Origin of the sequence: Pseudomonas sp. R5-89-07, from assembly GCF_003851685.1 — a bacterium.
Taxonomy (GTDB): domain Bacteria; phylum Pseudomonadota; class Gammaproteobacteria; order Pseudomonadales; family Pseudomonadaceae; genus Aquipseudomonas.
On the sequence record NZ_CP027727.1, the window covers coordinates 284808 to 311154 of the forward strand.

The following is a 26347-nucleotide window of genomic DNA, read 5'->3' on the forward strand; positions in this document are numbered from 1 at the left end:
GTTCAGTGGCGGTAGGCGGAGCCGGTGTGTTGTTCGGGTAAGCGGGCAGTGCCCTGGAATACTTTTTCCCTGAGTGTCCCGTCCTCATACGCAGTCTTGTAGGAACCACGCCGCTGCAGCTCCGGTACCACCAGGTCGATGAAATCCACGTAGCTCTCCGGCGTGACAATGCGTGTGAGGTTGAAACCATCCAGCCCGGTTTCACTGATCCAGGACTCCAGCTCATCTGCCACCTGCTCAGGCGAGCCCACCAGGGTGATGTAGCGCCCACCGAGGGCGTGCTGTTCGAGCAACTTGCGTCGGGTCCAGTCGTTGTTCTGCAGGTTTTTGGTGGCCGACTGGATGGCGTTGCTCTTCACGTACTGGATCGGTTCATCCAGCTCGTACGCGGAAAAGTCGATTGCGGTGGACGCCGAAAAGTGCGCCACGCCGGCTTCCGCGCTGGCGTAGCTGAGGTATTCGGCGTGCTTGGCCCAGGCCAGTGCCTCGGTCGCGCCGACGATCACGTTCAGGCCCATGAACACCTTGATGTCATCCGGGTTACGCCCGGCCTCGACCGCGCTGGCGCGTACCTTGTCCACCTGGATCTTGGTGGCGGCCTTGTTCTGCCCGCTGATGAATACACACTCGGCGTGGCGCCCGGCGAACTGCAGGCCGCGCTCCGAACTGCCGGCCTGGAACAGCACCGGCGTACGCTGCGGCGATGGCTCGCACAGGTGATAGCCCTCCACCTGGTAGAACTCGCCGTGGTGTCCGACCTTGTGCACCTTGCCCGGCTGCGCATACACCCGCGCCTGCGGGTCGTTGATGACTGCGTCATCTTCCCAGCTGCCTTCCCAGAGTTTGTACAGCACCTGCAGGTATTCATCGGCCTGGTCATAGCGGCGGTCATGCTCGACTTGCTCGGTCAGGCCCATGGCCTTGGCGGCGCTGTCGAGGTAGCCGGTCACAATGTTCCAGCCCACCCGGCCGCGGCTCAGATGGTCCAGAGTGGACATGCGCCGGGCGAACAGATACGGCGGTTCGTAGGTCAGGTTGGCGGTAAGGCCGAAGCCGAGGTTGCGGGTGACCGCCGCCATGGCCGAGACCAGCAGGAGCGGGTCGTTGACTGGTAGCTGGATCGACTCTTTGAGCGGCACATCGATGGACTGCTGGTACACGTCATACACGCCGACGATATCGGCGATAAACAAACCGTCGAACAGCCCGCGTTCCAGGGTTTTGGCCAGGTCGGTCCAGTACTCGAGGGTCTTGTATTGCGTGGACGTGTCGCGGGGATGAGTCCACAGGCCGTGGTTGATATGCCCGATGCAGTTCATGTTGAAGGCATTGAGCAGGATTTTTTTCTGGCTCATCAGATGGTCCCCCGCAGCGGTGGGTTTTCATCGTTGAGGTAGTAATTGCCCACCGCGTGGTACTTCCAGCGCACCGGGTCGTGCAGAGTGTGAACCCGTGCGTTGCGCCAGTGGCGGTCCAGGCCATGCTCGGCGAGGGTCGCCTGGCTACCGGCCAGTTCGAATAGCGTGCTGCCGCCGGCCAGGGAGATTTCGGTGCTCAAGGCGCGCACTTCAGCGACGGCGATGGAGGCGGCCGCGACCGTCTGGGCATTGCTGTCGGCCTGGGCGCGGTCGAGGAATTCGCCCGAGCGCTCAAGCAATGCTTCGGCGGCGTGCAGGCGAATACTCAGGTGGCCGAAACTCTTCAAGGTCAGCGGGTCTTCGGTGGCCTTGTCGCTGCCCGAGTCGATCCACGGGCGAGTCTTGGTGCGCACAAAATGCAGCGCGTCTTCGAAGGCGGCGCGGGCGATACCGGTGTCGATAGCCGCGTGAAGGATCTGCGCCAGCGGGCCGACGGTGGTCGGGCGCTCGAAGGCGCTCTGGAACGGGACCACGTCCTGCGCCGCCACCCACACGTTGTCGAACACCACCGAGCCGCTGCCGGTGGTGCGCTGGCCGAAGCCGCTCCAGTCGTCGATCACGGTCAGGCCCGCGCTGTCGCGAGGCACGAAGGCCAGTTGCTGGACGCCGTTTTCATCCACCACGGAAGTGGGGATGCGCTGGGCATAGATCGCGCCGGTGGCGTAGAACTTGCGGCCATTGATGCGAAAACCCTCACCGTCACGGGTGAGTTGGGTGACGCGGTCATGGGCGGTCTTTGTGCCCAGTTCCGCGAGGGCATTGCCGAAACGCTGGCCGGCGAGTACTTCGGCATACAGGCGTTGCTGCTGTGCAGGGCTGCCGTTCACACGCAGCACTTCAAGGGCGTAGAAATGGTTTTGCGGGATCTGGCCCAGCGATGCGTCAGCCTGGGCGATCAGCGCAATGACCTTGGCCAGGGTGACATTGGACACACCGGCGCCGCCGTATTGCTTGGGCACGCTGATGCCCCACAGGCCGGAGCGCGAGAACACGTCCAGTTCGGGCAGGGGCAGGCGCCGCTCGCGGTCGCGTTGAGCACTGTCGCGGCGGAAATCTTCAGCCAGGTCGCTGGCGACAATAAGGGCTTGTTCGTCGCTGGTAATAACCGCGACGTTTGCAGAGAAAGTCATGTTTGCTCCAGAAGCTCGTGGAAAAAGTGTTCTGGTCGGTCAAATCCAGGAATGTCGAGCCGGCAACGTGCCGTTCAAGCGATACGCGCCGATGGCGTGATACTTCCAGCGCACCGGGTCATGCAGCGTGTGCACCCGCGCATTGCGCCAGTGCCGGTCAAGGTTGAATTCGGCGAGGGTGGCGCGGCTGCCGGCCAGCTCGAAGAGTTTTTCGCTGACCAGCAGTGACACCTCGGTCGTCAGCACCTTGGCTTCGGCGACGGCAATCGACGCGCGTGCTGCCGACTGCGCGGTGATCGGCGCTGCGCTGACCTCGTCCAGCACCTGGCCGGCCTTGCGCAGCAGCGCTAGCGCGGCATGCAGCTCGATCTTCAGCTTGCCGATGTCTGCGATCACATACAGGTCGTCGCTGGCCCGCTCGACCTTGGCGTCGATCCACGGGCGCGAGCGCTCACGTACGAAGGCGATGGTGTCATCCAGTGCGCCACGGGCAATGCCGGCGTCAATGGCCGCCTGGATCAGCTGCGATACGGCGCCCTGGATATTCGGGCTTTCGCCCAGGCGCCAATTGTCCACCACCAGCTCTGCGTCCACCGACACCCGGTCAAGCAGCACGGTGCCGCTGGCGGTGGTGCGTTGGCCGAAGCCCGACCAGTCATCCACGATGCGCAGCCCCTCGCTGCCACGGCGCACAAACGCCATGACCTGCTTGCCGTCATCGTTGAGGGCTTTGATGGCCACCCAGTGCGCAAACAGTGCGCCGGTGGAGTAAAACTTCTGGCCACTGACCACATAGCCGTCACCTTCGGCGGTGATGCGCGCCTTGAGCTCCAGGGTGTTTTTGGTGCCGCGTTCCGGGCCGCCATTGCCGATGCGCCAGCCGTCGAGCACGCTCTGGAACAGCTGTTTTTTCTGGCGCTCGCTGGCGGTGTTCTGCAGCAGGTGCAGGATGCCGAAATGGTTCTGCGGGATCTGCCCGAGGGCCGGGTCGGCCGCGCTGATGATCGCGAAGACTTCGGCCAGGGTAACGAACGAAACCTGTGGGCCGCCGTATTCGCGGGGAATGGAAATACTGCCCAACCCGCTACGGGTGAACTGTTCGATCTGCGCCCATGGCAATTGGCGCTGCTGGTCGCGCTTGGCGGCTTGCAGGCGCGCGGCGTCGGCCAGCGCATGGGCGGCGCTCAGCGCCTCGGCGTCGTTGCGCAGCACAGCGGCCGGCAACAACAGGGGGGCTGCGTCCAGATCGCTCTGGGGGGGTGTAAGAGCCAAGTTAGACATCAGCGCCGCTCCTTGGCTGCACGTAATGCCCTGGCGTTATGCACCGGGGTAATTCTGACCATACCGACCTCGCATTCAATGAAATAAAAACAGAAAAATCAGGAATGTCCGGTGGTCCGGTGTATATACCCTAAGCGCGTTTATTTTTTTAATAAACTAACTTTTAGGAATATGCATAGAAGGGGCATCACCCCGGTTCGCAGGGGGAGCCGAAAGGGCGGGGTTGATACAGGTGCCCGGCTGCGTCGGGGCGTACCGGAACCCAGGTGGCAATGCGCAAGGTACGGGCTGGCGCCCAGCGCGAATTGTTGCCGACCCGATCGAGAATGCAGTACGTCACCTCCAGGCGGCAGTCGTCACCGCCCTCGATAATCACCGTCGACGGCACCCAGACCTGCACCGCCAGGCCGACGCCCCTGGCCTGGATGGTCGGCAGGTCCATGCGCACGTCACCCCAGCGCAGGGTGATCGCATCGCCACGGGCCATGTTCGCGTAAGGCTCGATGGTCAGCGGAATACCGCGTTGCACCTGGCGACTGTTGACACCCTGGCGGCGGATGGTCTCGGGCAGGTTGACGGGCGCCAGGTTCTGGTTTTCGTCGCTGTACAGGTTCGACGGCGTACCGCCTGGGTAATTGGTCTTGACCCGTACCTGGGTGGTGGCCGAGCGCGCCGGGCCGTGGCCGATCTGCATGATCTGGTAGTGAACCCGTGCCGGGCCGTCCTGTACAAAGCTTTCCGGCACTCGCAGGTGGGTAGGCGTGCCGATCTTGCCGGCCGTCACCCGGCGCGAGGCGGCAAAGCAGTTGTTCCAGAACAGCTCGATCAGGTCGCCTTCCTCCATGCCGGGGTAAGGCGCAATGTGGACCTGCAATTGGGCCGCCGCGTGGGCGCCGATCCCGTTTCGAACGGCTTGGGGCAGGGTGGGTGCGGTCAGCATGGCCGGGGTTGTGGTGCGCGTCATAAGTGTTCTCCTTGATGCAGCCAGCAGCAATCGTTCCGGGCCTTGGGCGCGGGTGCGCAAAGGGGGCCGAAAGAACGATTCAGTGAGTAGCCGGGATAGGATCCAATCCTCTGGACGCTAGATAAGAGGGTTGAGCGGCAGGCGTCAATGGCGGCAAAAGGCTAAACGGCGGGTTGGAGGATATTCAGAAGGGTCTGACTGGAAGGGGTATTCCAAGAAGGGCGTAGCGGGGTATTTTATCGGCAGAAATGGCAATTGCGTGTAGGAGCGGCTCTTCGTGGCGAGGGAGCTTGCTCCCGCTGGGCTGCGCAGCGGCCCCAAGCTTTTCAGGGCCGCTTCACACCTCAGCGCAAGCAAACTTTCTGGCCACAACAGATCAGCTCAATGCGCGAGAAACTTGCTCAGAAACTGCCGCGTGCGCTCTTCTTTCGGGTTGGCGAACAGCGCCTTGGCTTCGCCCTGTTCAACGATCACGCCCTTGTCGAAAAAGATCACGCGGTTGGCCACATCACGGGCAAAGCTCATCTCGTGGGTGACGATCACCATGGTGCGGTTCTCTTCGGCGAGGCTGCGGATGGTCGCCAGTACTTCACCCACCAGTTCCGGGTCGAGGGCCGACGTGGGTTCATCGAACAGAATGACCTCGGGCTCCATGGCCAGCGCGCGAGCGATCGCCACACGCTGCTGCTGACCGCCGGACAAGCGCCGCGGATAAGCCCCTTCCTTGCCCGCCAGGCCGACCCTGGCCAAGAGCTTGCGGCCCAGTTCGGTCGCCGCTTCGCGTGGCATCTTCTTGACCACGATCGGGCCTTCGATGACGTTTTCCAGCGCGGTGCGGTGGGGGAACAGGTTGAAGTTCTGGAAGACAAACCCGACGTGCTGGCGCAGGCGTCGCACCAGGCCCTGCTGCTGGTTGAGCGGCTTGCTGCCGTCGATCTGGATGTCGCCCACCTTGATACGGCCGCTGGTGGGTTCTTCAAGAAAATTCAGGCAGCGCAGGAAGGTGGTCTTGCCGGAACCGCTGGGGCCGATGATGGCCACGACTTCGCCGGCCTTGACCTCAAGGTCGATGCCGTTGAGCACCACCTGACCGTTGAATTGTTTGGTCAGTTTTTCAACCACGATCATGCTTCAAGACTCCAGGTCGTGCCGGTTGACCCGGTCTTCCAGACGATTTTGCAGATGCGCCAGGATGCTCGCCAGGATCCAGTAGATCAGGGCTGCGGACAGATACATGGTGAAAATTTCGAAGGTGCGTGCAGACACCAGTTGCGCCTGGCGGAACAGCTCGGGCACCTGGATGGTGGCGGCCAGCGCCGTGTCTTTGACCAGCGAAATAAAACTATTGCCCAGCGGCGGCAGGGCCGTGCGCATCGCCTGCGGCAGGATGGCCCGGCGCAACGTTTGCGCACGGGTCATGCCGATACTTGCGGCGGCTTCCCACTGGCCACGCTCGATGGAGGCGATGGCGGCCCGCAGGATTTCACAGGCATAGGCGGCCATGTTCAGCGAAAAGCCGATCATGGCAGCCGGGATCGGGTCCAGCTCGATGCCCACTTGCGGCAAGCCGTAGTAGATCAGGAACAGTTGCACCAGCAAGGGCGTGCCGCGAAAGAACGACACGTAGACGCGTGCGACCCAGCGCAGCAGCATGAAGCGCGACAAGCGCATCAGCGCCAGGCCGAAGCCCAGCACCAAACCGAAAAACATCCCGCCCAGGCTGAGGATCACCGTGTAATACGCGCCCTTGAGGAGAAAGGGCGCCGAGTCCAGCGCGAGTTGGAAACCTGCTTCCATTATTGAGTGACGTCAGCGTTGAAGTACTTCTCGGACAGTTTCTTCAAGGTGCCGTCGGCGCGCAGCTTGTCGAGGGCCTTGTTCACCGCATCAAGCAGCTCAGGCTCGCCCTTGCGCAGGGCAATGCCGGCTTCCTGGCGGGAGAAGGCGTCGCCGGCAGCGGCGGTGTCCTTGGCTTTCTTGGCGTATTCCAGGGCGGCCAGACGGTCGATCAGGATCGCGTCGATGCGGCCGATACGCAGGTCCTGGAATTTGGTCGGGTCGTCGTTGTAGGTCTTGATGATGGCTTTGGGTTGGTTGTCCTTGAGCCATTGTTCGTAATTGGTGCCCAGGCCCACACCGACTTTCTTGCCGGCCAGGTCGTCGGCGGTCTTGATGCTGTCGACGTTCTTGGCCAGGGTCAGCGCCTGGATACCGGAGATGGTGTAGGGCTTGGAGAAGTCATACTTCTTCTTGCGCTCTTCGGAGATCGTCACCTGGTTGACCACGGCGTCCAGGCGCTTGGATTCCAGGGCAGCGAGGATGCCGTCCCATGGTGTGGCTTGCAGCTTGACCTTGACGCCCAGCTCCTTGGCCAGCGCTTCAGACAGCTCGACTTCGAAGCCGCTGAGCTTGCCGCTTTCATCGACAAAGCTGAACGGTGGGTAGGTGCCTTCCAGGCCGATCTTGATCTCACCGGCTTTCTTGATGGTGTTCAACTGCTCACCGGCAACCGCCTGGCCGAGCACGCCTGCGCCGAGGGCCAGGCCCAATGTGCCGACCAGCAATGTGCGACGCAATACAGAAATAGTCATGAAGAGCCCCTATGGTTTTTTATGATGAGCGAAGCCGGTGACGCAGTAGCCGTATCCTGCCTTAAAGCGCGGTGCGCGTCTTCGCCTTCGGCGCGATGATAGTGCGGGTTTTTAAGACTTGAAAATAATATAAATCGTTATTTATATTTCTTTATCGAATATGCGAATAATCAGTGTAGGAGGGGGCTTGCCCCCGATAGCGGGGCACCAGCTAACACATGTGCTGGCTGACCCACGGCTATCGGGGGCAAGCCCCCTCCCACACTTACAGCGTTCAGTCAGTTAAACACTGAATCGTAGGCAAACAGCGCGGGCGCTCCGCCGGTATGCAGGAAAATGATCGGCCCGTCCGCGAACCGCTGACGCCCGATGCCATCGAGCAAACCCGCCATCGCCTTGCCGGTGTAGACCGGGTCCAGCAACAGACCTTCCTGGCTGGCCAAAAGTTTGATCGCCGACAACGTGCCCGCATTCGGCTCGCCATACCGCGGGCCGAAGTATTCGTCCCACAGGATCACCTTGAATGCCTCGGGTACATCGACGCCAAGCAGCTCGGCCGTGCGCTCGGCCAGGCCTTGGACCTTCGGGCGTTGTGCTTCGTCGGTACGCGACACGGTGACGCCAATCACTGGCAGGTCCGGCAGCGCTTCGCTCAACGCCAATGCCAGGCCGCTGTGGGTGCCGGCACTGCCCGAGGCGAGTACCACCGCCGCGAAGTCGAGGCCGCTGTGTTCGATCTGCGCCGCCAGCTCCAGGCCCGCGCGTACATAACCCAGCGCGCCGAGGGCATTGGAGCCGCCGATAGGCACCAGGTAGGGCTTCTTGCCGTTGCTGCGCAGGCGGTCGGCCAGGGCGTTGAGTTGGTCGTCGGCGTTATCGAGGTTTTCTACTCGCTCCACTTTGGCGTCGAACAGCTCCAGCAATAGGCGGTTGCCGTTGCCGAGGTAGTTGGGGTCTTCGGTGCCGGTGGGGTTTTCCAGCAGGGCGACGCACCCCAGTCCGAGCTTGGCGGCCAGCGCGGCGGTCTGGCGCACGTGGTTGGACTGGATGGCGCCTGCGGTGATCAGGGTGTCGGCGCCCTGGGCGATGGCGTCGGCGGCGAGGTATTCAAGTTTGCGCAGTTTGTTGCCACCCATGGCCAGCGGGGTGGTGTCGTCGCGTTTGACGTAGATATCCCTGCCCAGCCAGGCCGACAGCCGCTCGAGTTTTTCCAGGGCTGTGGCGCCGCCCAGCAGTTCCAAACGGTTAAAGCGGTCGAGGTGTTGTTTGATCATGGCTACGCACGGTGGCTAAGTGATGAGGCGACTATAGGCAGGCACTTTTCATCGGGCAACCGCCAATCGCTTATGTCGGATGGTTCTTAGCCTCACACCATTGGTTCTTAAGAGCTGCCAGGGTGCATATCGTAGAGTGAGGCCATTTCGTCAGGAGTGAAGACCGTGAGTGAGCGTTCCAGTCATTGGCAATTACCGACCATCGTCAGCCAACTGCGCAGCGCCCGCGACCAGTGGCGAACGCGCAATGGCCGCCTGAGTGGCGAACACGGTGGCCGCGAATTACCGTCGCGCGAGGCCGTGGCGCAGATTCTCGAGGCGTTGTGCGGCGCATTGTTCCCGATGCGCCTGGGCCCAGTGGACCTGCGTGAAGAAAGTGAAGACTTCTACGTCGGGCATACCCTCGACGTCGCCCTTAACGCCTTGCTCGCCCAGGCCCGCCTGGAACTGCGCTACGCCGCGCGCCAGGGCGGCCAGGATGACAGTGAAGTCAACGCCCATGCCATTCGCCTGATCCAGGATTTCGCCCTGGCATTGCCGGCGTTGCGCAGCCTGCTGGACACCGACGTACTGGCCGCCTACCACGGGGACCCGGCCGCACGCAGCGTGGATGAAGTGCTGCTGTGCTACCCCGGCATCCTGGCGGTGATTCACCACCGCCTCGCCCATCACCTGTACCGCGCCGGTCTGCCATTGCTGGCGCGGATCAGCGCGGAAATCGCTCACTCGGCCACGGGGATCGATATTCACCCCGGCGCGCAAATCGGCCAAAGTTTCTTTATCGACCACGGGACCGGTGTGGTGATTGGCGAGACGGCGATCATCGGCGAGCGGGTGCGCATCTACCAGGCGGTGACCTTGGGCGCCAAGCGCTTCCCGGCGGACGAGGACGGCCAGTTGCAGAAAGGCCATCCGCGCCATCCTATCGTTGAGGATGATGTGGTGATTTACGCGGGCGCCACCATCCTGGGGCGGATTACCATCGGCAAAGGCTCGACCATTGGCGGCAATGTGTGGCTGACCCGCAGCGTGCCGGCTGGGGCGAATATCACCCAGGCCAATCTGCAGCATGACGATGGCGCCCAAAAGTAACCCAAGCTGCGCTTAATCCAATGTGTGAGGGGGCTTGCCCCCGATAGCGGTGCACCAGTCAATACATATGCTGGCTGACCCACTGCTATCGGGGGCAAGCCCCCTCCCACATTTATCTGCATTTCAAATTCGGGTTGCTGAACGTTTTGTCATCTCCACCCGTCATACCAGTCCCTGAGCTTGTGTAGGAATCATCTACCACTCAGCCCCGAAATTAGTCCCAAACCACCCATTCATGTTTAACTTGAACGTTCGTTCAAGTTAAACCGGTGGTTCGCTGCCCGCTCACAACAGGAGGCTTACCTTTGCTGAGTCCGTTATTTACAGCCACATTTCACACCTCGGGGGTGCAGGGTTCATGAGTGCATCGTCCACCCCGTCCAGCGGTCAGGTGCGCATGAATGCGCCCGTCTTCTACTTTGCCGCCACAGCCATTTTGCTGTTCGGCCTCACGGTCATCGCTATCCCGCAACAGGCTGGTGCCTGGCTGCTGGCGGCGCAAAACTGGGCGGCCAATACGGTCGGCTGGTATTACATGCTGGCGATGACGCTGTATCTGGTCTTCGTGGTGGTCACCGCGCTATCGGGCTACGGCAAGATAAAACTCGGTGCCGACCACGACGAGCCCGAATTCAGCTACCTGTCCTGGGCCGGCATGCTGTTCGCCGCCGGGATCAGCATCACGCTGTTCTTCTTTTGCGTATCCGAACCCCTGACTCACCTGGTGCAACCGCCCCAGGGCCAGGCGCTGAATGCGGATGCGGCGCGCCAGGCCATGCAGATCCTGTTCCTGCACTGGGGCCTGCACGGCTGGGGCGTGTTCGCGTTTGTCGGCATGGCGCTGGCGTACTTCGCCTACCGGCATAACCTGCCGCTGGCGTTGCGCTCGGCGCTGTACCCGCTGATCGGCAAGCGTATCAATGGCCCGATCGGTTACGCGGTGGATGGCTTCGGCATCATCGCCACGGTGTTCGGCCTGGGCGCCGACATGGGCTTCGGCGTGCTGCACCTCAACTCTGGCCTGGACTACCTGTTCGGTATTGCCCATACCCAATGGATTCAGGTGGGCTTGATCACCTTGATGATGGGCGCGGCGATCATCGTCGCCGTGGCGGGTGTGGACAAGGGCGTGCGGGTGATGTCCGACATCAACATGCTGCTGGCCTGCGCGCTGCTGCTGTTTGTGTTGTTTGCCGGGCCCACCCAGCATTTGCTCAACACCCTGATCCAGAACATCGGTGACTACCTGGGGGCCCTGCCGACCAAGAGTTTCGATGTGTACGCCTACGACAAACCCAGCGACTGGTTGGGCGGCTGGACGGTGTTCTACTGGGCTTGGTGGATCGCATGGTCGCCGTTCGTGGGCCTATTCATCGCGCGCATTTCCCGTGGCCGCACCATCCGCGAATTCGTGTTTGGCGTGCTGCTGATCCCGTTGGGTTTCACCCTGGCGTGGATGTCGATCTTCGGCAACAGCGCCATTGACCAGGTGCTCAACCATGGCATGACCGCGTTGGGCCAGTCAGCCATCGATGAGCCGTCGATGAGCCTGTACCTGCTGCTGGAAACCTACCCGTGGAGCAAAACCGTAATCGCGGTCACGGTGTTCATCAGTTTTGTGTTCTTCGTGACCTCAGCCGATTCCGGCACCGTGGTGCTGTCGACCCTGTCGTCCAAAGGCGGCAACGCCGATGAAGACGGACCGAAATGGCTGCGCGTGTTCTGGGGCGCGATGACCGCCCTGGTCACCAGCGCCTTGCTGTTTGCCGGCAGTATTGATTCGTTGAAATCAGCGGTGGTGCTGACCTCGTTGCCGTTCTCGCTGATCCTGTTGCTGATGATGTGGGGGCTGCACAAGGCGTTCTACCTCGAATCGCAGAAGCAGATCGCGCAGTTGCATTCCCTGGCGCCGATATCGGCCTCCCGCAAAGGCCGAGGCGGCTGGCGCCAGCGCTTGAGCCAGGCGGTGCATTTCCCGTCGCGCGATGAGGTGTACCGCTTCCTCGACACCACGGTGCGCCCGGCCATCGAAGAAGTGACGGCGGTCTTTGTCGAAAAGGGCCTGAGCGTGGTCACCCAGCCCGACCCGTCCAACGACAGCGTCAGCCTGGAAATCGGCCATGGCGAGGAGCGTCCGTTCATCTACCAGGTGCAGATGCGCGGCTACTTCACGCCTTCGTTCGCCCTGGGCGGCATCGGCAAGAAAGAGATCAACAACCGCCGCTACTACCGGGCGGAAGTGCACTTGAGTGAGGGCAGCCAGGACTATGACCTGGTCGGCTACACCAAGGAACAGATCATCAATGACATTCTTGATCAGTACGAGCGGCACTTGCAGTTCCTGCATCTGGTGCGCTAGCAGGAACGGGTTTGCTTGCGAAGGGCTTTAACGATACGGCGGGCATGCTGATGCCCGCAGTATCCCGGAGTTTTCGCAAGCAAGCCCGGCGCTGCTGAGGGCGTCCCGCCTGCCATTTTTTCAGTGTGCGGCAGGTTTCAGCAGATCCTGCAGGCCGATACGGCGAAACATCTCTGCGCGCACTCGGTCGGCCACGCCGTTGACCACTTCACAGCCGTCTTCGGAAGGGTCGATATGTCGACGCAATGGGCGCGTGCCGAAGGGCAGGCCGACAACCTCGACTATCGCCCTGGCAACCTCGCGCACATCGGCATCCTCCGGTTCCAGCGCCGCCAGGCCTTGGAGGGCGGCATTCGCCACGCCTGCATAGGGGCCGTCTTCGTACTCGCTCGCGCGGGCTTGGTCAGCGGGCTTACCGGAGTGCACGAAGTGATTGGTGCCCTTGGTGAAAGCGCCTGGCACGATGATCGACGTTTCAATCCCCCATAGGCTTAGTTCGCTGGCATAAGAAACCGCCAGGGAATCCATCGCCGCCTTGGCCGCGAAGTACGGGGCAAGAAAAGGTGGGGTGCCGCCGCGTGCGCTGCTGGACGATATCCACATCACCAGGCCTTTGCCTTGTTTGCGCAGTTGCGGCAGTGCGGTGCGGTTGACCCGTTGGGTGCTCAGCACGTTGATGTCGTAGAGCTGGGCGAACTGTTCGGGGCTGAAGGCCTCGGCCGGGCCGAACGACATGTGCCCGGCGTTGTGGATGATCACATCCAGGCGGCCGCAGTCCGCGACGATCCTGGCGACGCCTGCCTCCACGGACTCACTGGATGCTACGTCCAGCTCAACACTGCGCAGATCCACACGGTGTTCGGCGGCGTAGCGCTGTACGTCGGCCACTTGCGGCGCGTTGCGCCCCTGGGTTTCGCGCATGCTGGCGTAGACGGTGTGGCCGGCATCGGCCAGGGCGCGGGCGGTGAGGGCGCCAAAACCGCTGGATGCACCGGTAATCAGGATTACGGATTTCATAGCATTGTCCTTTTAAATGGCGATTCAGGCTTGGCGCGCAAGGCGCTGCTGCACGGTGTGGGAGAGCCAGCCGGCGAAGGCGCCAAGGCTGCTGGCGCCGCCCAACTCAGCGACACTTTCCAGTGATGGCTCCAGATGAGAGGCGAAGTACGCGATCAGGCCGAGGAAATAGCTGAGAATGTTGTTCATCACCGGCACGGCGCGCAGCGATACCACGACCATTGCCACGGTAAACACCACCGTCGGCAGTGCCCACGCACCGAGCGCGGGGCTCAGCGCTGCAATGCCCATTGCCGCCAACAGGCCGATGGCAATGCCCACCCATACACATCCCAGGTTGGTCAAGCCATCGCGCAGGGTCAGCCCGCGGCTGAAAAACGCGACCCATCCGACGAACATCGCCCAGACCGGCAAGGTCAACATTCCGCTGGTGCCTGCGGCCATGGCAGCAATGCTGGCCGCAATGACAGTGGCCAGGGTAAACGCCCATTTTGATTGACTGCTGGGTTGGGCAGCGCTGTTTGCGTGACTCATGAATGCAACTCCTCCGATAGGATCAGCGAATCAAACAAGGCCGCCATTGGCGCGCAGGATTTGCCCGTTGACCCAGCCGGCGGCCGGGCTCACCAGAAACGCCACTGTGCGAGCGATATCTTCCGGTTGGCCGAGGCGTTCCAGCGGCGCCATCTTGGCCAGGCCCTGTATCTGTTCTTCGCTCTTGCCGTGCAGGAACAACTCGGTGGCAACCGGGCCGGGGGCGACGGCGTTGACGGTGATGCCCCGCCCGCGCATTTCCTTGGCAAATACCTGGGTCAAGGATTCCACCGCCGCCTTGCTGGCGATGTACACCGCGTAACCTGGGAAATTAAGGCCGACGGTGCTGCTGGAAAAATTGACGATTCGCCCGCCGTCATTCAGGCGCGTGGCGGCTTCACGCAAGGCGTTGAAAGTGCCCCGTGTGTGGATATCGAAATTCTGGTCGTAGAGTTCATCACTGTGTTGGGCCAGAGGCAGTGCCTTTAGAATGCCGGCGTTGTTGACCAGCACATCAACCTTGCCCAGTTGCGCCTCGGTCTCATCGAACAGCCGCTTGATGTCGGCAGGCTTGGCCACGTCGCCTTGAATCGCTATGGCTTGGTGGCCGGCCTGACGCAGTTCCACCACCAGCGCGGATGCTTCGGTAGCGCTGTTGGCGTAGTTGATGGCGACGGCGTAACCGTCGGCGGCGAGCTGTCTGGCGACTACCGCACCGATACCGCGAGAAGCGCCAGTGATGATTGCGACTTGAGTTGTCATGATCCGGTTTCCTTGAAGTGGGGGGTGTGGAAGCAGATTCACATGTTTACCCAAGCCGATAAATGCGCCAGAGTTGCCCTCACTGTTCAATTATCGCCAACAATGGAGAGGCAACATGGACCAGGTCAAAGCGATGAAGGTGTTCGTACGCATCTACGAACGTTCAAGCTTCACGCTGGCGGCCGATGACCTGAATCTGCCGCGTGCAACCCTTACCCACACCCTCAACCAATTCGAAGCCTGGCTTGGCACGCGCCTTCTGGAGCGCAGCACTAGGCGCGTGCGCCCGACCCTGGACGGCGAGGCTTATTACCAACGCTGCGTGCACCTTCTGGCCGAACTCGAAGAGGCAGAGCTGGCCTTTCGCAGCGTGGCGCCCAAGGGCCGGTTGCGTGTGGATCTGCACGGCACCCTGGCCAAGTACTTTGTGATACCGGCGTTACCGCAATTTATGGCGCGTTACCCGCACATCGAGCTGTCCATCAGCGAGGCGGATCGCTTTGTCGACCTGATCAGCGAAGGGGTTGATTGCGTGCTGCGCGCAGGAACCCTGGGCGACTCCTCGTTGATCGGTCGGCGGGTGGCGACCTTGCGCCAGGTCACCTGCGCCAGTCCCGCCTACTTGCGTACATACGGCGAGCCGCAGAGCCTGGCTGACCTGAGTCGGCATCGTGCGGTGAACTACGTTTCGCGCACGACGGCTAAGTTGTTTCCGTTCGAGTTCATGGTCGAAGGTGTGCTGCGGGAAGTCACCATCGAAAGTGCGCTCTCGGTATTTGGCGCCGAAATCTATTCGGCCAGTGCGGTGGCCGGGTTGGGCATTATCCAATGTCCGCATTACCGCATGGCCGAGCTGATCAAGCAGGGCGTAATGTGTGAAATTCTGAAAGATACGCCGCCACCCTCGATGCCGGTTTCCGTGCTTTACCCACACAATCGACAGCTCTCGCCGCGGGTGCGCGTATTCGTCGACTGGCTCGCCGAAATTTTCGAAAATGTGCGCTGATTTCCTCTGCTTGAATCGATGACATTCGCACCGGGCTGGGCATCAAAAGCGCATAGGCGCATGAGATCGTTGTAGCGCAACTTGGCACCTGCCGTTCCACACGAGTAGCAAATTGCTGTAAAAGAGGAAGGCATACTTAAGCGATTCAGCGGGTTGAAAGGCCTGGGAATAACCTTATTCCCAGGCCTTATTGGCCCCAAGCCCAGAGAGGATTCGATGACGTACATTGCTGCCGAAAACCGCTATGAATCTATTCCTTATCGCCGCGTAGGCCGCAGTGGATTGGTGCTGCCGGCACTGTCCCTGGGGTTGTGGCACAACTTTGGCGACAGCACGCCCATCGCCACCCAGCGCGCCCTGCTGCGCACTGCGTTCGACCTGGGTATCAACCACTTCGACCTGGCCAATAACTACGGCCCGCCTTACGGCAGCGCCGAGATCAACTTCGGCCGTTTGCTGCGCGAAGACTTCAAGCACTACCGCGACGAGCTGATCATCTCGAGCAAGGCCGGCTGGGACATGTGGCCCGGTCCTTACGGCCAGGGCGGCGGCTCGCGTAAGTACGTGCTGGCGAGCCTGGACCAGAGCCTGCAACGCCTGGGCGTCGACTACGTGGATATTTTCTATTCCCACCGTTTCGATGCTGACACGCCGCTGGAAGAAACCGCCAGTGCGCTGGCGACCGCCGTGCAACAGGGCAAGGCGCTGTACATCGGTATCTCGTCCTACTCCGGGGTAAAGACCCGCGAGATGGCAGCCCTGCTCAAAGAGTGGAAAGTGCCGCTGTTGATTCACCAACCGGCCTACAACCTGCTCAACCGCTGGGTGGAAAAAGACCTGCTCGACACTACCGAAGAACTCGGCACCGGGGTGATTGCCTTCACGCCGCTGGCCCAGGGTTTGCTCACCGATAAATACCTCAACGGCGTACCGGCCGATGCGCGGGTGAATCGCCCCGGTGGTGGCTCGCTGCAGGCCAAGCATCTGTCCGAAGCCAACATTGCCCACGTGCGTGCCTTGAACGAAATCGCTCAGCGTCGTGGCCAGAGCCTGGCGCAACTGGCGTTGGCCTGGACCCTGCGCGATCCACGGGTGACCAGTGCGCTGATCGGTGCGAGCCGGCCGGAGCAGATCATCGAGAACGTCGGGGCGCTGCAGAACCTGAACTTCAGCGCTGAAGAACTGGCGGAAATCGACCGGTTTGCCCAGGAAGGCGGAATCAACCTGTGGGAAAAACCATCCACCGCTGAATAACTGACGCAACTCGGTCAAAATGTGGGAGGGGGCTTGCCCCCGATAGCAATTTTTCAGCCAACTAATCAGTGACTGACCTACCGCCATCGGGGGCAAGCCCCCTCCCACATTTAAAACGGCACGTCGCCCAGGATGGTTGCCCGGTGCATCACCCGCCGCTGCGGCCGGTAGTCGTCCACTGCGTAGTGCTGGGTGACGCGGTTGTCCCAGAACGCCACGTCGTTTTCCTGCCAGCGCCAGCGAATGGTGAATTCCGGGCGGGTGGCATGCGCGAACAAAAACTTCAGGACCGCTTCGCTTTCCGCCGGCTCCAGCTCATTGATCCTGGTGGTGAAGCCGTCGCTGACGAACAGCGATTTACGGCCACTCACAGGGTGTGTGCGTATCACCGGGTGCGACAGTGGCGGGTTCTTTTTGCGGGCTTCTTCCCAGCGCGCCAGGTCGGCGGCGGTGTTGCCATAGCGCTCCAGTGGGAAGGATTTGACGAAGTCGTGGGTGGCAGTCAGCCCATCGAGCAATGCCTTGAAGGGTTCGGACAGCGCTTCATAGGCCGCAATCCCACTGGCCCACAAAGTGTCGCCACCGTAGGCCGGCAGCAGCTTGGCGCTGAGTACCGCGCCGAGGGCCGGGGTGGGCAGGAAGGTCACGTCGGTGTGCCAGATCGCATTGTCACGCACATCGGTGACGGCCGTGTCGAGGATCAGCACTTCGGGCTGTTCCGGCACGTTGGGGTAGATCGGATGAATATGCAGGTCACCAAAATGCGCCGCGAACCGTGCCTGTTGCTGCGGGGTGATCGGCTGATTGCGAAAGAACAGCACTGAATGCGCGAGCAGTGCTTGTTCAATGGCGTCGCGCTGTTCGCTGCTCAGCGTTTGGGTAATATCGACGCCACTGATCTGTGCGCCCAGTGCGGTGCTTAACGGGGTAACGGTCAGGCTGCTCATTTATCGTTCATCACTCAGTGTGCCTGGCCATGCCACGGCACTAATTTACGCTGCAGGGCGCGCAGGCCCATTTCCATGGCGAAGGCGATCAGCGCGATCACCAGGATGCCCAATACCACGACGTCGGTGACCAGAAACTGCGCAGCCGACTGCACCATGAAGCCCAGGCCGCTGGTGGCGGCGATCAGCTCGGCGGCCACCAGGGTCGACCACCCCACGCCCAGGCCGATGCGCACACCGGTGAGGATGTCGGGCAGGGCGCTGGGCAGGATCACATGACGAATCAACTGGGCCCGAGTCGCGCCGAGGGACTGCGCGGCGCGCAACTTGGCCGGGTCCACAGTGCGCACGCCGGTCGCGGTGGCGATGGCAATCGGCGCAAAGATCGCCAGGTAAATCAGCAGCACCTTGGACAGCTCGCCGATGCCGCACCAAATCACGATCAGCGGCAGATAGGCCAGCGGCGGAATCGGCCGGTAGAACTCGATCAGCGGGTCGAGAATGCCGCGGGCAATACGGTTGGCACCGATGGCGATCCCCACCGGCACAGCCGTCAGTACCGCAAAGCCCAAGCCCAGGCCGATGCGGCTGAGGCTGGCGCCCAAGTGCTGCCACAAGGTGGAATCCATATAGCCGGTAGTGGCCAGCAACCAGCCTTTTTGCAGCACAGCCGAGGGTGGCGGCAGGAACAGCGGCTCGATCAGCCCGGTGGCGGTCACTGCCCACCACAGCGCGAGCAGGGCAAGCAGAGTCAACACACTGATCCAGCGCGTACTCAGGCTGCGCCGTAGCGCGACCGGCTGGGGTGCGACGGGCTTGGCCGCCGTCGTGGAAAGTTCGTAGCTGCTCATGCGTACACCTGCCGTTGCGAGAACACTTTGCCCAGCACATGTTCACGGGTTTCGATAAAGCGTGGGTCGGACTTGATCGCCCGTGCCGATTCGCCCGCCGCGTAGCGTTGGCCGAAGTCCAGGTGCAGGCGTTCGACGATTTGGCCGGGATTGGGTGCCAACAGGATCAGGTCCGTGGCGAGGAACACCGCTTCTTCGATGTCGTGGGTGATCAGGAACACCGGTTTGGCCGTGCGGCGCCAGACTTGCAGCAGCAGTTCCTGCATCTGTTCGCGGGTAAAGGCATCGAGGGCGCCGAAGGGCTCGTCCATCAGTAACACGCGAGGGTCGGCGGCGAGGGCGCGAGCGAGGCCGACGCGTTGCTTCTGGCCACCGGAGAGTTGCCAGATGCGGCGGCTGTCGAAACCGCTCAGGTCCACCAGCGCGAGCATTTCCCGAGCGCGCACTTCACGTTGCGCCTTGGGCACGCCGGCCAGTTCCAGGCCGAAGCCGACGTTGGCCAGCACGTCCTGCCAGGGCAGCAGGGCGTCGTCCTGGAACACCACGCCGCGCTCGGCACTGGGGCCTTTGACCGGCACACCATCGAGGGTAATGCGCCCGGCCGAGGGCTCGACGAAGCCGGCAATCAGGTTCAACAGCGAAGTCTTGCCACTGCCGGAAGGGCCGAGGGCCACCAGCAATTGCTGGGGCCCAAGTTCAAGTGAAATATCCGCCAGTACCGGTTCCGGAGCGCCTGGGTACTGTGCGCTGATGCGCTCCAGTTGTAGCAAGGCCATCGCGATGAACTCCTCAGTTAGTGATGAATTTGGCGCTGATGTATGGGGCGTAGTCCGGCAGCACGGCGTCGACCTTGCCTTGTTCCTTGAGGAACGCCGCGGTATCGGTGACGGCCTTGGTGGTCGGGGCGCCCAGCAGGGTGACCTGGTCGGCGGCCAACGGGTAGACGTTGCCTTGCAGCAGCAGCGGGATGTCGCTGGCCTTGGCACCGGAGAGTTTCACCAGCTTGTCGACGTTGGTTTTGTCGGCGAGCCACGCTTGTGGGTCTTTGCGATACGCGGCGTAGGCATCCAGGGTGACCTTGGCAAAGGCAGTGACGATTTCCGGATGCTTCTCGGCGAAGTCCTTGCGCACGATCCAGGCGTCGAAGGTCGGCGCGCCGAACTTGGCCAGCTCGCCGGAGGTGATCAACACCTTGCCGTTTTCCTTGGCGACGCCCAGTGCCGGGTCCCACACGTAGGTGGCGTCGATATCACCGCGCTTCCAGGCGGCGATGATGGCCGGTGGTGCGAGATTGAGGATGGTCACTTTCGAAGGGTCGATGTTCCAGTGCTTCAGCGCGGCCAGCAGGCTGTAGTGACCGGTGGACACGAACGGCACGGCGATCTTTTTACCGATCAGGTCCTGAGGGCTGTTGATGCCCGAGCCATCCCGCGCCACCAGCGCTTCGGCGCCGCCGATCTGGGTGGCGACGAGAAAGGTTTGCACCGGTACCTTGCGAGTGATCGCAGCGGTCAACGGGCTGGAACCGAGGTAACCGATCTGCACGTCGCCCGAGGCGATGGCGGCGATGATATCGGCGCCATTGTCGAATTTGCGCCAGTCGATCTTGGCGTGGGTGGCCTTTTCATAGGCGCCGTCGGCCTGGGCAACTTTCGCCGGGTCTACGGTGGTCTGGTAAGCGACGGTCACATCCGCCGCCTGGACAAACAGGCTGGCACCGGCCAGGGACAACGCCGCCAGCAAGCGCAGGGGGGTCAGCAGTTTCAAGGGGGAGCTCCTCAGTCAGGCGGCCGGGGGTCGGCGTGTGAGGAGACTAAATGATCTAAGAATCAGAAAATAAATAACATTTTCGAATTAGCTTAGTCAGAGAAGATTGAAGCTAATCTGCGCCATATGAGGGCAAATGTGGGAGGGGGCTTGCCCCCGATAGCGGTGAATCAGTCACTCATAGGTAGACTGACACTCTGCTATCGGGGGCAAGCTGAACTGGCCTAATGATCCCGGACACCTCTTAAGGGCGATATGATTCGCCCAATCAGGAGGTTCCAAATGCAACAGCGAAAGACCTATACCCGCGAGTTCAAGCAACGTGCTGCAAGCATGGTTCTTGATGATAACTGCTCAGTTCCCGACGTCTGTGCATCGATGGACGTTGGCCCTACGGCTCTGCGCCGCTGGGTTGATCAGGTTCGTAAAGAGCGTCACAAAGGGCAGCCAGTGGCAGGTACCAAAGCTATCAGCGACGAACAGCGAGAGCTTCAACAGCTACGAGCCAAGGTCAAGCGCCTGGAGACTGAGGCTGAAATCTTAAAAAAGGCTACGGCTCTCTTGATGTCGGATCCCGATCGTTTTTCCTGATCGAGGAACTGAGGGAGTCGAGTTCATATCCGACCAGCCTGCTTTGCAGTGCGCTAGGCGTTTCTCGCAGCGCGTTTTATGACTGGATTAAGCGTCGCTCAGCGCCGAATGCCGAGCGTGACGCGCTTAGAGCAAAAGTCGTGCAATTGCATGTCGAAAGCCGGGAAAGTGCAGGCGCGCGGATGATCTCTCAGCGCCTGAAGGCCCAGCAGATCAAGGTGGGAAGGTATTTAGTTGCAAAGCTCATGGCGGAGGCAAATCTGGCCAGCAAACAGCGCCGCCGCCATCAGTATCGTTCTAGAGGCGTCGAAGCATTTGTGGCCAAGAACCTGCTCGAGCGTAACTTCGAGCCAACCGCAATTAATCAGGTCTGGTGCGGCGACGTTACCAGCCTGATGGTTGGGAAACGCTGGTATCACTTGGCAGCGGTGATTGATCTGTTCGCCCGCCGAATCGTTGGCTGGGCATTTTCTCTGATCAATGACGCCAACCTGGTAAGCAAGGCGCTGAGAATGGCGGTAGAGGTTCGAGGCAAACATGCAGGCTTGATGTTTCATTCGGATCAAGGCTGCCAATACACCAGCCAGCTCTTTCAGTCCGAGCTGCTGGAGCATGGAATAACGCAAAGCATGAGCCGCAGGGGGCAGTGCTGGGACAACGCGCCAACAGAGCGTTTCTTCGGGACGCTCAAATCAGAGTGGGTGCCCACCAAAGGCTATACGACAGTTGAAGAAGCCAAGCAGGATATGACCCGCTTCTTCATGCGATACAACCGAATCAGGCTCCACAGCTACAACAACTACCTGTCGCCAATAGCCATGGAGCAGGAGGCGGCTTAATCACCGTAATCGGTGTCCGGAAAAACTTGACCAGAACAAGCCCCCTCCCACAATGGACTGAGTTCGTCCTTAGTTGCTGATCGCCAGAATGCTCGCCTGGTACGAGCCGACGAACACATCGAAATCGCCCACTTCGTTCTGCTCAAGCTCAGCCTGTTGAGCCAGCGACGTACGCGCCAGTTCTTCAAAGCGCGCCTGTTCCTCGGCGGGAAGCGGCTCCTTGCGGAAGTACTCGGCGTGCAGCTCGCTCTGGTGCAGCGAGAACTGCGCAAAGCTTTCCTTGCGCTCGGCCATTGCTGCCAGCACCTGAGCCGACGGCGTCAGAGACGGGTCGTTGATCTTGGCCAGTTGAGCGTCCAGTGCCTGGCTATGTTCAGTGATGCCATGGCTCTCGTCGAGCAGGGCGGCCAGCGGGGCGATTTGCTCCAAAAGCTCGGTGGCCCACTCTTTCATATCCACCGCTTGACCCTCGCGCTGCAATTGCAGGCCCGGCCGGCGGCCTTCCTTGACCACGCTGAGGAAGTTTGAGGTGGCATTCCCGCATTCATTACTGGCGAACAGTGGGCTGTCATTCAGTGCGCAATACAACAGGAACGCGTCAAGAAAGCGCGACTCGGGAAGGTCGATGCCCATCGGCAGAAACGGGTTGATGTCCAGGCAGCGCACTTCGATGTACTGGATACCACGGGCCATCAGCGCCTGGATCGGCCGCTCGCCGGTATAGGTCACGCGCTTGGGGCGGATGTTGGAGTAGTACTCGTTTTCGATCTGCAGAATGTTGGTGTTGAGCTGCACCCACTCGCCATCCTTGTGCGTGCCGACTTCGACATACGGCGCGTAGGGCGTTGCCACCGCTTCGCGCAGGCTGTCGGTGTAGCTGGCCAGGTCGTTGTAACACGGCGTGAGGCCGGCCTGAGCGTTGCTCTGGTAACCCAGGTCGCTCATGCGCAGGCTGGTGGCGTACGGCAAGTACAGTGTTTCGGCGTCGAGCACTTCCAGCTGGTGCGAGCGACCGCGCAGGAAACCCGCATCCAGGGCCGGCGAGGCGCCAAAGAGGTACATCAACAGCCAGCTGTAGCGACGGAAGTTACGAATCAGCGCGATGTAGGCGGTGGATTGGTAGTCGCGGTCGGTGCCGACAAACCCTTCGGCTTCCTTGAGCAACGGCCACAGCTGTTCGGGCAGCGAAAAGTTGTAGTGGATGCCGGCGATGCATTGCATGGTCTTGCCGTAGCGCAGGGCCAGGCCCTTGCGATACACGTACTTGAGCTGGCCGATATTGGACGTGCCGTAGTAGGCAATCGGAATGTCTTCCTCAGCCGGCAACGGACACGGCATCGAGGGGCTCCACAGGTATTCGCTGCCCAGCTTGCTGTAGGCAAAGCGATGGATCTTGTCCAGGCTGCTCAGGGTATCGGCCGGGTTGGGCAGCGCGGGGGTGATGAACTCCAGCAGCGATTCCGAGTAGTCGGTGGTGATCTGCTCGTGGGTCAACGCGGCGCCCAGGGCTTCCGGATGCGGCGTCTGGGCCAGGCGACCCTCGCTGGTGACGCGCAGGCATTCACGCTCGATGCCATGCAGGCAGTGCTCTAGCAGGGAGAGGTGTTCGCGCTTGCCGAGCAGGGCCAGGCGGCGGTTGAGAAGTTCGCTCAAGTTGGATTCCTTCACGCGTCAGTCGCCCCAATATGGGGGTGGGCAAGACGGTCTACAAGGGTGAAGTTGAAACTGGCGTGATCGCCTGGTTCTGAGTCGATTTGACCCGCTCTGAATATGCCGACTTCACTCCATGAATTGGGCTACAGCGCAGCGAGAAAATTCCGACGCTGTTGTCGCAGCGCCGAAATTAACTCAAATCAGGGGTAGGGAGCTATAGGACAGCGAACGTGCCCTGTGCTTTTGCGACAAGTCTTTCGCCCTGGTACACGTCGGCTTCGACCACCAATGTGCGCCTGCCGGCGTGGATCACCCGGCTGGTGCACAGCACATCTCCGTCTTCAACGGCGCGGATATAGTTGATCTTGCACTCGATGGTCGCGCTCTGCTGGTCGAACCCATGGGAGCTGGAGCAGGCCAGCCCCATGGTGATATCCACCAGGCTGAAGATCGCGCCGCCATGCAGCTTGCCGCCGCGATTGCGCAACTGCGGCGCCAGGCTCAGGGCCACCTCGGCAACGCCCTCATCCAGGCGTTGCAGGCGGCAGCCGATCAGTTCGCTGAATGCGCTCTGGGTCAAACCGGCCGGAATATCCATCAGCGCTTCTTCAACTGCTTGGCTTTGGCGAACAGCGAAGCCATGGCATTGTTGCTCGGTGCGGCTGTCGCGGTTTCCTTGCGCGGCGCGGTGTTCTGCGATGAGCGCGGTGCCGAGCCAGGGCGGGCGCCACGGGCTCCGTCGATTTTCTCGCCGGGGGTGTCGCTCATGCGCATCGACAGGCCAACGCGTTTGCGCGGGATGTCGACTTCCATCACCTTGACCTTGACCACGTCACCGGCCTTTACCGCTTCGCGAGGATCCTTGATGAACTTCTCCGAAAGCGCGGAGATATGCACCAAGCCGTCCTGATGCACGCCGATATCGACGAACGCGCCGAAGTTGGTCACGTTGGTCACCACGCCTTCGAGGATCATGCCCGGTTGCAGGTCCTTGAGGTCTTCGACACCGTCCTGGAACTCGGCGGTCTTGAACTCGGGGCGTGGGTCGCGGCCGGGCTTTTCCAGTTCTTGCAGAATGTCGGTGATGGTCGGCACGCCGAAGGTTTCGTCGGTGTACTTCTTCGGGTCCAGGCGCTTGAGGAACGCGGCGTCGCCGATCAGCGAGCGGATGTCGCGATCGGTTTCGGCGGCAATGCGCTGTACCAGCGGATAGGCTTCCGGGTGAACCGCAGAGGCATCCAGCGGGTTATCACCGTTCATTACGCGTAGGAAACCGGCGGCTTGCTCGAAGGTTTTCTCACCCAGGCGCGCGACTTTTTTCAGCGCGGCGCGGGTTTTGAACGCGCCGTTCTCGTCGCGGTGGGTGACGATATTCTGCGCGAGGGTAGCGTTGAGGCCGGAGATGCGTGCAAGCAGCGCCACGGACGCGGTATTTACGTCCACACCCACGGCGTTCACGCAGTCTTCCACGACCGCATCCAGGCCCCGCGCCAGCTTGAGCTGCGACACGTCATGCTGGTATTGGCCGACGCCGATGGATTTGGGGTCGATTTTCACCAGTTCGGCCAGCGGGTCCTGCAGGCGACGGGCAATCGACACGGCGCCGCGGATCGACACATCGAGGTCCGGGAATTCCTTGGACGCCAGTTCCGAGGCCGAGTACACCGAAGCCCCCGCCTCGGAGACCATCACCTTGGTCATCTTCATGGCTGGGTACTTTTTGATCAGCTCGGCGGCCAGCTTGTCGGTTTCGCGGCTGGCGGTGCCGTTGCCGATGGCGATCAGGTCCACGGCGTGCTTGGCGCACAGGGCGGCCAGGATCGCGAGGGTCTGGTCCCACTTGTTATGCGGTACGTGCGGGTAGACGGTGGCGTGGTCCAGCAGCTTGCCGGTGGCGTCGACCACCGCGACCTTGCAACCGGTGCGCAGGCCCGGGTCCAGGCCCAGGGTCGCCCGTGGGCCGGCCGGTGCAGCCAGCAACAGGTCATGCAGGTTGTGGGCGAACACGTTGATCGCTTCGGTTTCGGCGCCATCACGCAGCTCGCCGAGCAGGTCGGTTTCCAGGTGGGTGTAGAGCTTGACCTTCCAGGTCCAGCGCACGACTTCACCGAGCCACTTGTCCGCAGGACGATTCTGATTCTGGATGCCGAATTGTTGACCGATCATGCCCTCGCACGGGTGCATGGTGCCTGGCAGCTCGTCACCGACTTTCAGCGCGGAGCTGAGAATGCCCTCGTTGCGGCCGCGGAAAATCGCCAGGGCGCGGTGGGATGGCATGCTTTTGAGCGGTTCGTCGTGTTCGAAGTAATCGCGGAACTTGGCGCCTTCTTCCTCTTTGCCGGCGATCACGCGGGCGCTGAGGATGGCTTCCTGTTTCAAGTAGGTACGCAGCTTTTCGAGCAGGCTGGCGTTTTCCGCGAAGCGCTCCATCAGGATGTACTTGGCGCCTTCAAGGGCGGCCTTGATATCGGCGACGCCTTTTTCTGCGTCGACAAAACGCGCGGCTTCGGTTTCCGGGTTCAGCGACGGGTCATTGAACAGGCCGTCGGCCAAGTCGCCCAGGCCAGCTTCCAGGGCGATCTGGCCCTTTGTACGACGTTTCTGTTTATACGGCAGATAAAGGTCTTCGAGGCGGGTCTTGGTGTCGGCGAGCTTGATGTCGCGTTCCAATTGCGGGGTCAACTTGCCCTGTTCTTCGATGCTGGCAAGGATGCTGATACGCCGCTCGTCGAGTTCTCGCAGGTAGCGCAGGCGTTCTTCCAGGTGTCGCAGCTGGATATCGTCAAGGCTGCCTGTTACTTCTTTTCGGTAACGGGCGATGAAAGGCACCGTGGAGCCTTCATCCAGTAGCGCGACGGCCGCTTCGACCTGTTGTGGGCGTACACCGAGTTCCTCGGCGATGCGGCTGTTGATGCTGTCCATAAAACCACCTGAAATTCTGAAAAGCAGCTCGCACGCCCGGAAAACAAGGCCTTGCGAGGCTGGTTGAGCGGCCCGACTGGCGCCGCTGCCTGGGT

General features: G+C 61.4%; 24 protein-coding genes. 6 read left to right on the top strand and 18 right to left on the bottom strand.

What is annotated here, in order from left to right; all coding sequences use genetic code 11:
* Positions 1 to 2 precede the first annotated feature (2 nt).
* The 8 genes from C4J94_RS01220 to C4J94_RS01255 all read right to left on the bottom strand — a co-directional run bounded on the left by C4J94_RS01220 (position 3) and on the right by C4J94_RS01255 (position 8658).
* Positions 3 to 1355 carry an LLM class flavin-dependent oxidoreductase gene (locus C4J94_RS01220; protein ID WP_124384632.1) on the bottom strand — a complete coding sequence of 451 codons (1353 nt, stop codon included), beginning with the start codon at positions 1353 to 1355 and terminating at the stop codon, positions 3 to 5.
* Positions 1355 to 2548 carry an SfnB family sulfur acquisition oxidoreductase gene (locus C4J94_RS01225; protein WP_124384633.1) on the bottom strand — a complete coding sequence of 398 codons (1194 nt, stop codon included), beginning with the start codon at positions 2546 to 2548 and terminating at the stop codon, positions 1355 to 1357. Before C4J94_RS01225 ends, C4J94_RS01220 begins: the two co-directional genes overlap by 1 nt.
* 39 nt (positions 2549 to 2587) lie before the next feature.
* Complete coding sequence (locus tag C4J94_RS01230) at positions 2588 to 3829, bottom strand: SfnB family sulfur acquisition oxidoreductase (protein ID WP_124384634.1); 1242 nt, start codon at positions 3827 to 3829, stop codon at positions 2588 to 2590.
* A gap of 187 nt (positions 3830 to 4016) precedes the next feature.
* Positions 4017 to 4793: a hypothetical protein gene (locus C4J94_RS01235; RefSeq protein ID WP_124384635.1), complete on the bottom strand. Its 777-nt coding sequence runs from the start codon at positions 4791 to 4793 to the stop codon at positions 4017 to 4019.
* A 381-nt stretch (positions 4794 to 5174) separates the two neighbouring features.
* On the bottom strand, positions 5175 to 5921 hold the full coding sequence (tcyN, locus tag C4J94_RS01240; RefSeq protein WP_124384636.1) for an L-cystine ABC transporter ATP-binding protein TcyN: 747 nt from the start codon (positions 5919 to 5921) through the stop codon (positions 5175 to 5177).
* A 3-nt stretch (positions 5922 to 5924) separates the two neighbouring features.
* Positions 5925 to 6590, bottom strand: a complete 666-nt coding sequence (gene tcyL, locus C4J94_RS01245) for a cystine ABC transporter permease (RefSeq protein ID WP_124384637.1) — start codon at positions 6588 to 6590, stop codon at positions 5925 to 5927.
* Complete coding sequence (gene tcyJ, locus C4J94_RS01250; RefSeq protein WP_124384638.1) at positions 6590 to 7384, bottom strand: cystine ABC transporter substrate-binding protein; 795 nt, start codon at positions 7382 to 7384, stop codon at positions 6590 to 6592. Before tcyJ ends, tcyL begins: the two co-directional genes overlap by 1 nt.
* A 278-nt stretch (positions 7385 to 7662) precedes the next feature.
* A complete protein-coding gene (locus C4J94_RS01255) occupies positions 7663 to 8658 on the bottom strand; it encodes a D-cysteine desulfhydrase (protein WP_124384639.1) in 996 nt (331 codons plus the stop codon).
* A gap of 165 nt (positions 8659 to 8823) precedes the next feature.
* Here C4J94_RS01255 and epsC point away from each other — a divergent pair, with 165 nt between their 5' ends.
* On the top strand, positions 8824 to 9750 hold the full coding sequence (gene epsC / locus C4J94_RS01260) for a serine O-acetyltransferase EpsC (RefSeq protein WP_124384640.1): 927 nt from the start codon (positions 8824 to 8826) through the stop codon (positions 9748 to 9750).
* Between the two features lie 397 nt (positions 9751 to 10147).
* Positions 10148 to 12109 carry a choline transporter BetT gene (gene betT, locus C4J94_RS01265; protein WP_218566821.1) on the top strand — a complete coding sequence of 654 codons (1962 nt, stop codon included), beginning with the start codon at positions 10148 to 10150 and terminating at the stop codon, positions 12107 to 12109.
* 120 nt (positions 12110 to 12229) lie between these two features.
* On the opposite strand, the gene C4J94_RS01270 is transcribed toward betT, so the two are convergent.
* Genes C4J94_RS01270 through C4J94_RS01280 form a run of 3 tightly spaced genes read right to left on the bottom strand, consistent with a single transcriptional unit; the run spans position 12230 to position 14422 of the window.
* Positions 12230 to 13126 (bottom strand): SDR family oxidoreductase, encoded by an 897-nt coding sequence (locus C4J94_RS01270; RefSeq protein WP_124384642.1) that lies wholly within the window; start codon positions 13124 to 13126, stop codon positions 12230 to 12232.
* 24 nt (positions 13127 to 13150) lie between these two features.
* Positions 13151 to 13660 carry a DUF1097 domain-containing protein gene (locus C4J94_RS01275; protein ID WP_124384643.1) on the bottom strand — a complete coding sequence of 170 codons (510 nt, stop codon included), beginning with the start codon at positions 13658 to 13660 and terminating at the stop codon, positions 13151 to 13153.
* Between the two features lie 30 nt (positions 13661 to 13690).
* Positions 13691 to 14422: an SDR family oxidoreductase gene (locus C4J94_RS01280; RefSeq protein WP_124384644.1), complete on the bottom strand. Its 732-nt coding sequence runs from the start codon at positions 14420 to 14422 to the stop codon at positions 13691 to 13693.
* Between the two features lie 115 nt (positions 14423 to 14537).
* On the opposite strand from C4J94_RS01280, the gene C4J94_RS01285 reads away from it, so the two are divergent.
* Both C4J94_RS01285 and mgrA read left to right on the top strand, forming a co-directional pair.
* Entirely contained in the window at positions 14538 to 15428 is an 891-nt protein-coding gene (locus tag C4J94_RS01285) for a LysR family transcriptional regulator (RefSeq protein ID WP_124384645.1), read from the top strand.
* A 216-nt stretch (positions 15429 to 15644) separates the two neighbouring features.
* Positions 15645 to 16682, top strand: coding sequence for an L-glyceraldehyde 3-phosphate reductase (gene mgrA / locus C4J94_RS01290; protein WP_124384646.1), 1038 nt, complete (start codon positions 15645 to 15647; stop codon positions 16680 to 16682).
* Between the two features lie 110 nt (positions 16683 to 16792).
* Here mgrA and tauD read toward each other — a convergent pair whose 3' ends face one another.
* From tauD to tauA, 4 genes are read right to left on the bottom strand one after another with little or no spacing between them, the layout of a single operon-like run.
* Positions 16793 to 17629, bottom strand: coding sequence for a taurine dioxygenase (gene tauD / locus C4J94_RS01295; RefSeq protein ID WP_124384647.1), 837 nt, complete (start codon positions 17627 to 17629; stop codon positions 16793 to 16795).
* A gap of 14 nt (positions 17630 to 17643) precedes the next feature.
* Positions 17644 to 18480 (bottom strand): taurine ABC transporter permease TauC, encoded by an 837-nt coding sequence (tauC, locus tag C4J94_RS01300; protein WP_124384648.1) that lies wholly within the window; start codon positions 18478 to 18480, stop codon positions 17644 to 17646.
* Complete coding sequence (tauB, locus tag C4J94_RS01305; RefSeq protein WP_124384649.1) at positions 18477 to 19256, bottom strand: taurine ABC transporter ATP-binding subunit; 780 nt, start codon at positions 19254 to 19256, stop codon at positions 18477 to 18479. Before tauB ends, tauC begins: the two co-directional genes overlap by 4 nt.
* A 13-nt stretch (positions 19257 to 19269) precedes the next feature.
* Positions 19270 to 20247 (bottom strand): taurine ABC transporter substrate-binding protein, encoded by a 978-nt coding sequence (tauA, locus tag C4J94_RS01310; RefSeq protein ID WP_124384650.1) that lies wholly within the window; start codon positions 20245 to 20247, stop codon positions 19270 to 19272.
* A 282-nt stretch (positions 20248 to 20529) separates the two neighbouring features.
* On the opposite strand from tauA, the gene C4J94_RS27715 reads away from it, so the two are divergent.
* Together C4J94_RS27715 and C4J94_RS01315 are read left to right on the top strand one after the other, a co-directional pair.
* Complete coding sequence (locus tag C4J94_RS27715; protein WP_256657553.1) at positions 20530 to 20838, top strand: transposase; 309 nt, start codon at positions 20530 to 20532, stop codon at positions 20836 to 20838.
* Between the two features lie 8 nt (positions 20839 to 20846).
* On the top strand, positions 20847 to 21677 hold the full coding sequence (locus C4J94_RS01315) for an IS3 family transposase (protein ID WP_256657709.1): 831 nt from the start codon (positions 20847 to 20849) through the stop codon (positions 21675 to 21677).
* Between the two features lie 69 nt (positions 21678 to 21746).
* Here C4J94_RS01315 and gshA read toward each other — a convergent pair whose 3' ends face one another.
* The 3 genes from gshA to C4J94_RS01330 all read right to left on the bottom strand — a co-directional run bounded on the left by gshA (position 21747) and on the right by C4J94_RS01330 (position 26252).
* Complete coding sequence (gene gshA / locus C4J94_RS01320) at positions 21747 to 23330, bottom strand: glutamate--cysteine ligase (protein ID WP_124384651.1); 1584 nt, start codon at positions 23328 to 23330, stop codon at positions 21747 to 21749.
* A gap of 214 nt (positions 23331 to 23544) precedes the next feature.
* A complete protein-coding gene (locus C4J94_RS01325; protein ID WP_124384652.1) occupies positions 23545 to 23928 on the bottom strand; it encodes a PaaI family thioesterase in 384 nt (127 codons plus the stop codon).
* Positions 23928 to 26252, bottom strand: a complete 2325-nt coding sequence (locus tag C4J94_RS01330) for a Tex family protein (RefSeq protein ID WP_124384653.1) — start codon at positions 26250 to 26252, stop codon at positions 23928 to 23930. Before C4J94_RS01330 ends, C4J94_RS01325 begins: the two co-directional genes overlap by 1 nt.
* Positions 26253 to 26347 lie beyond the last annotated feature (95 nt).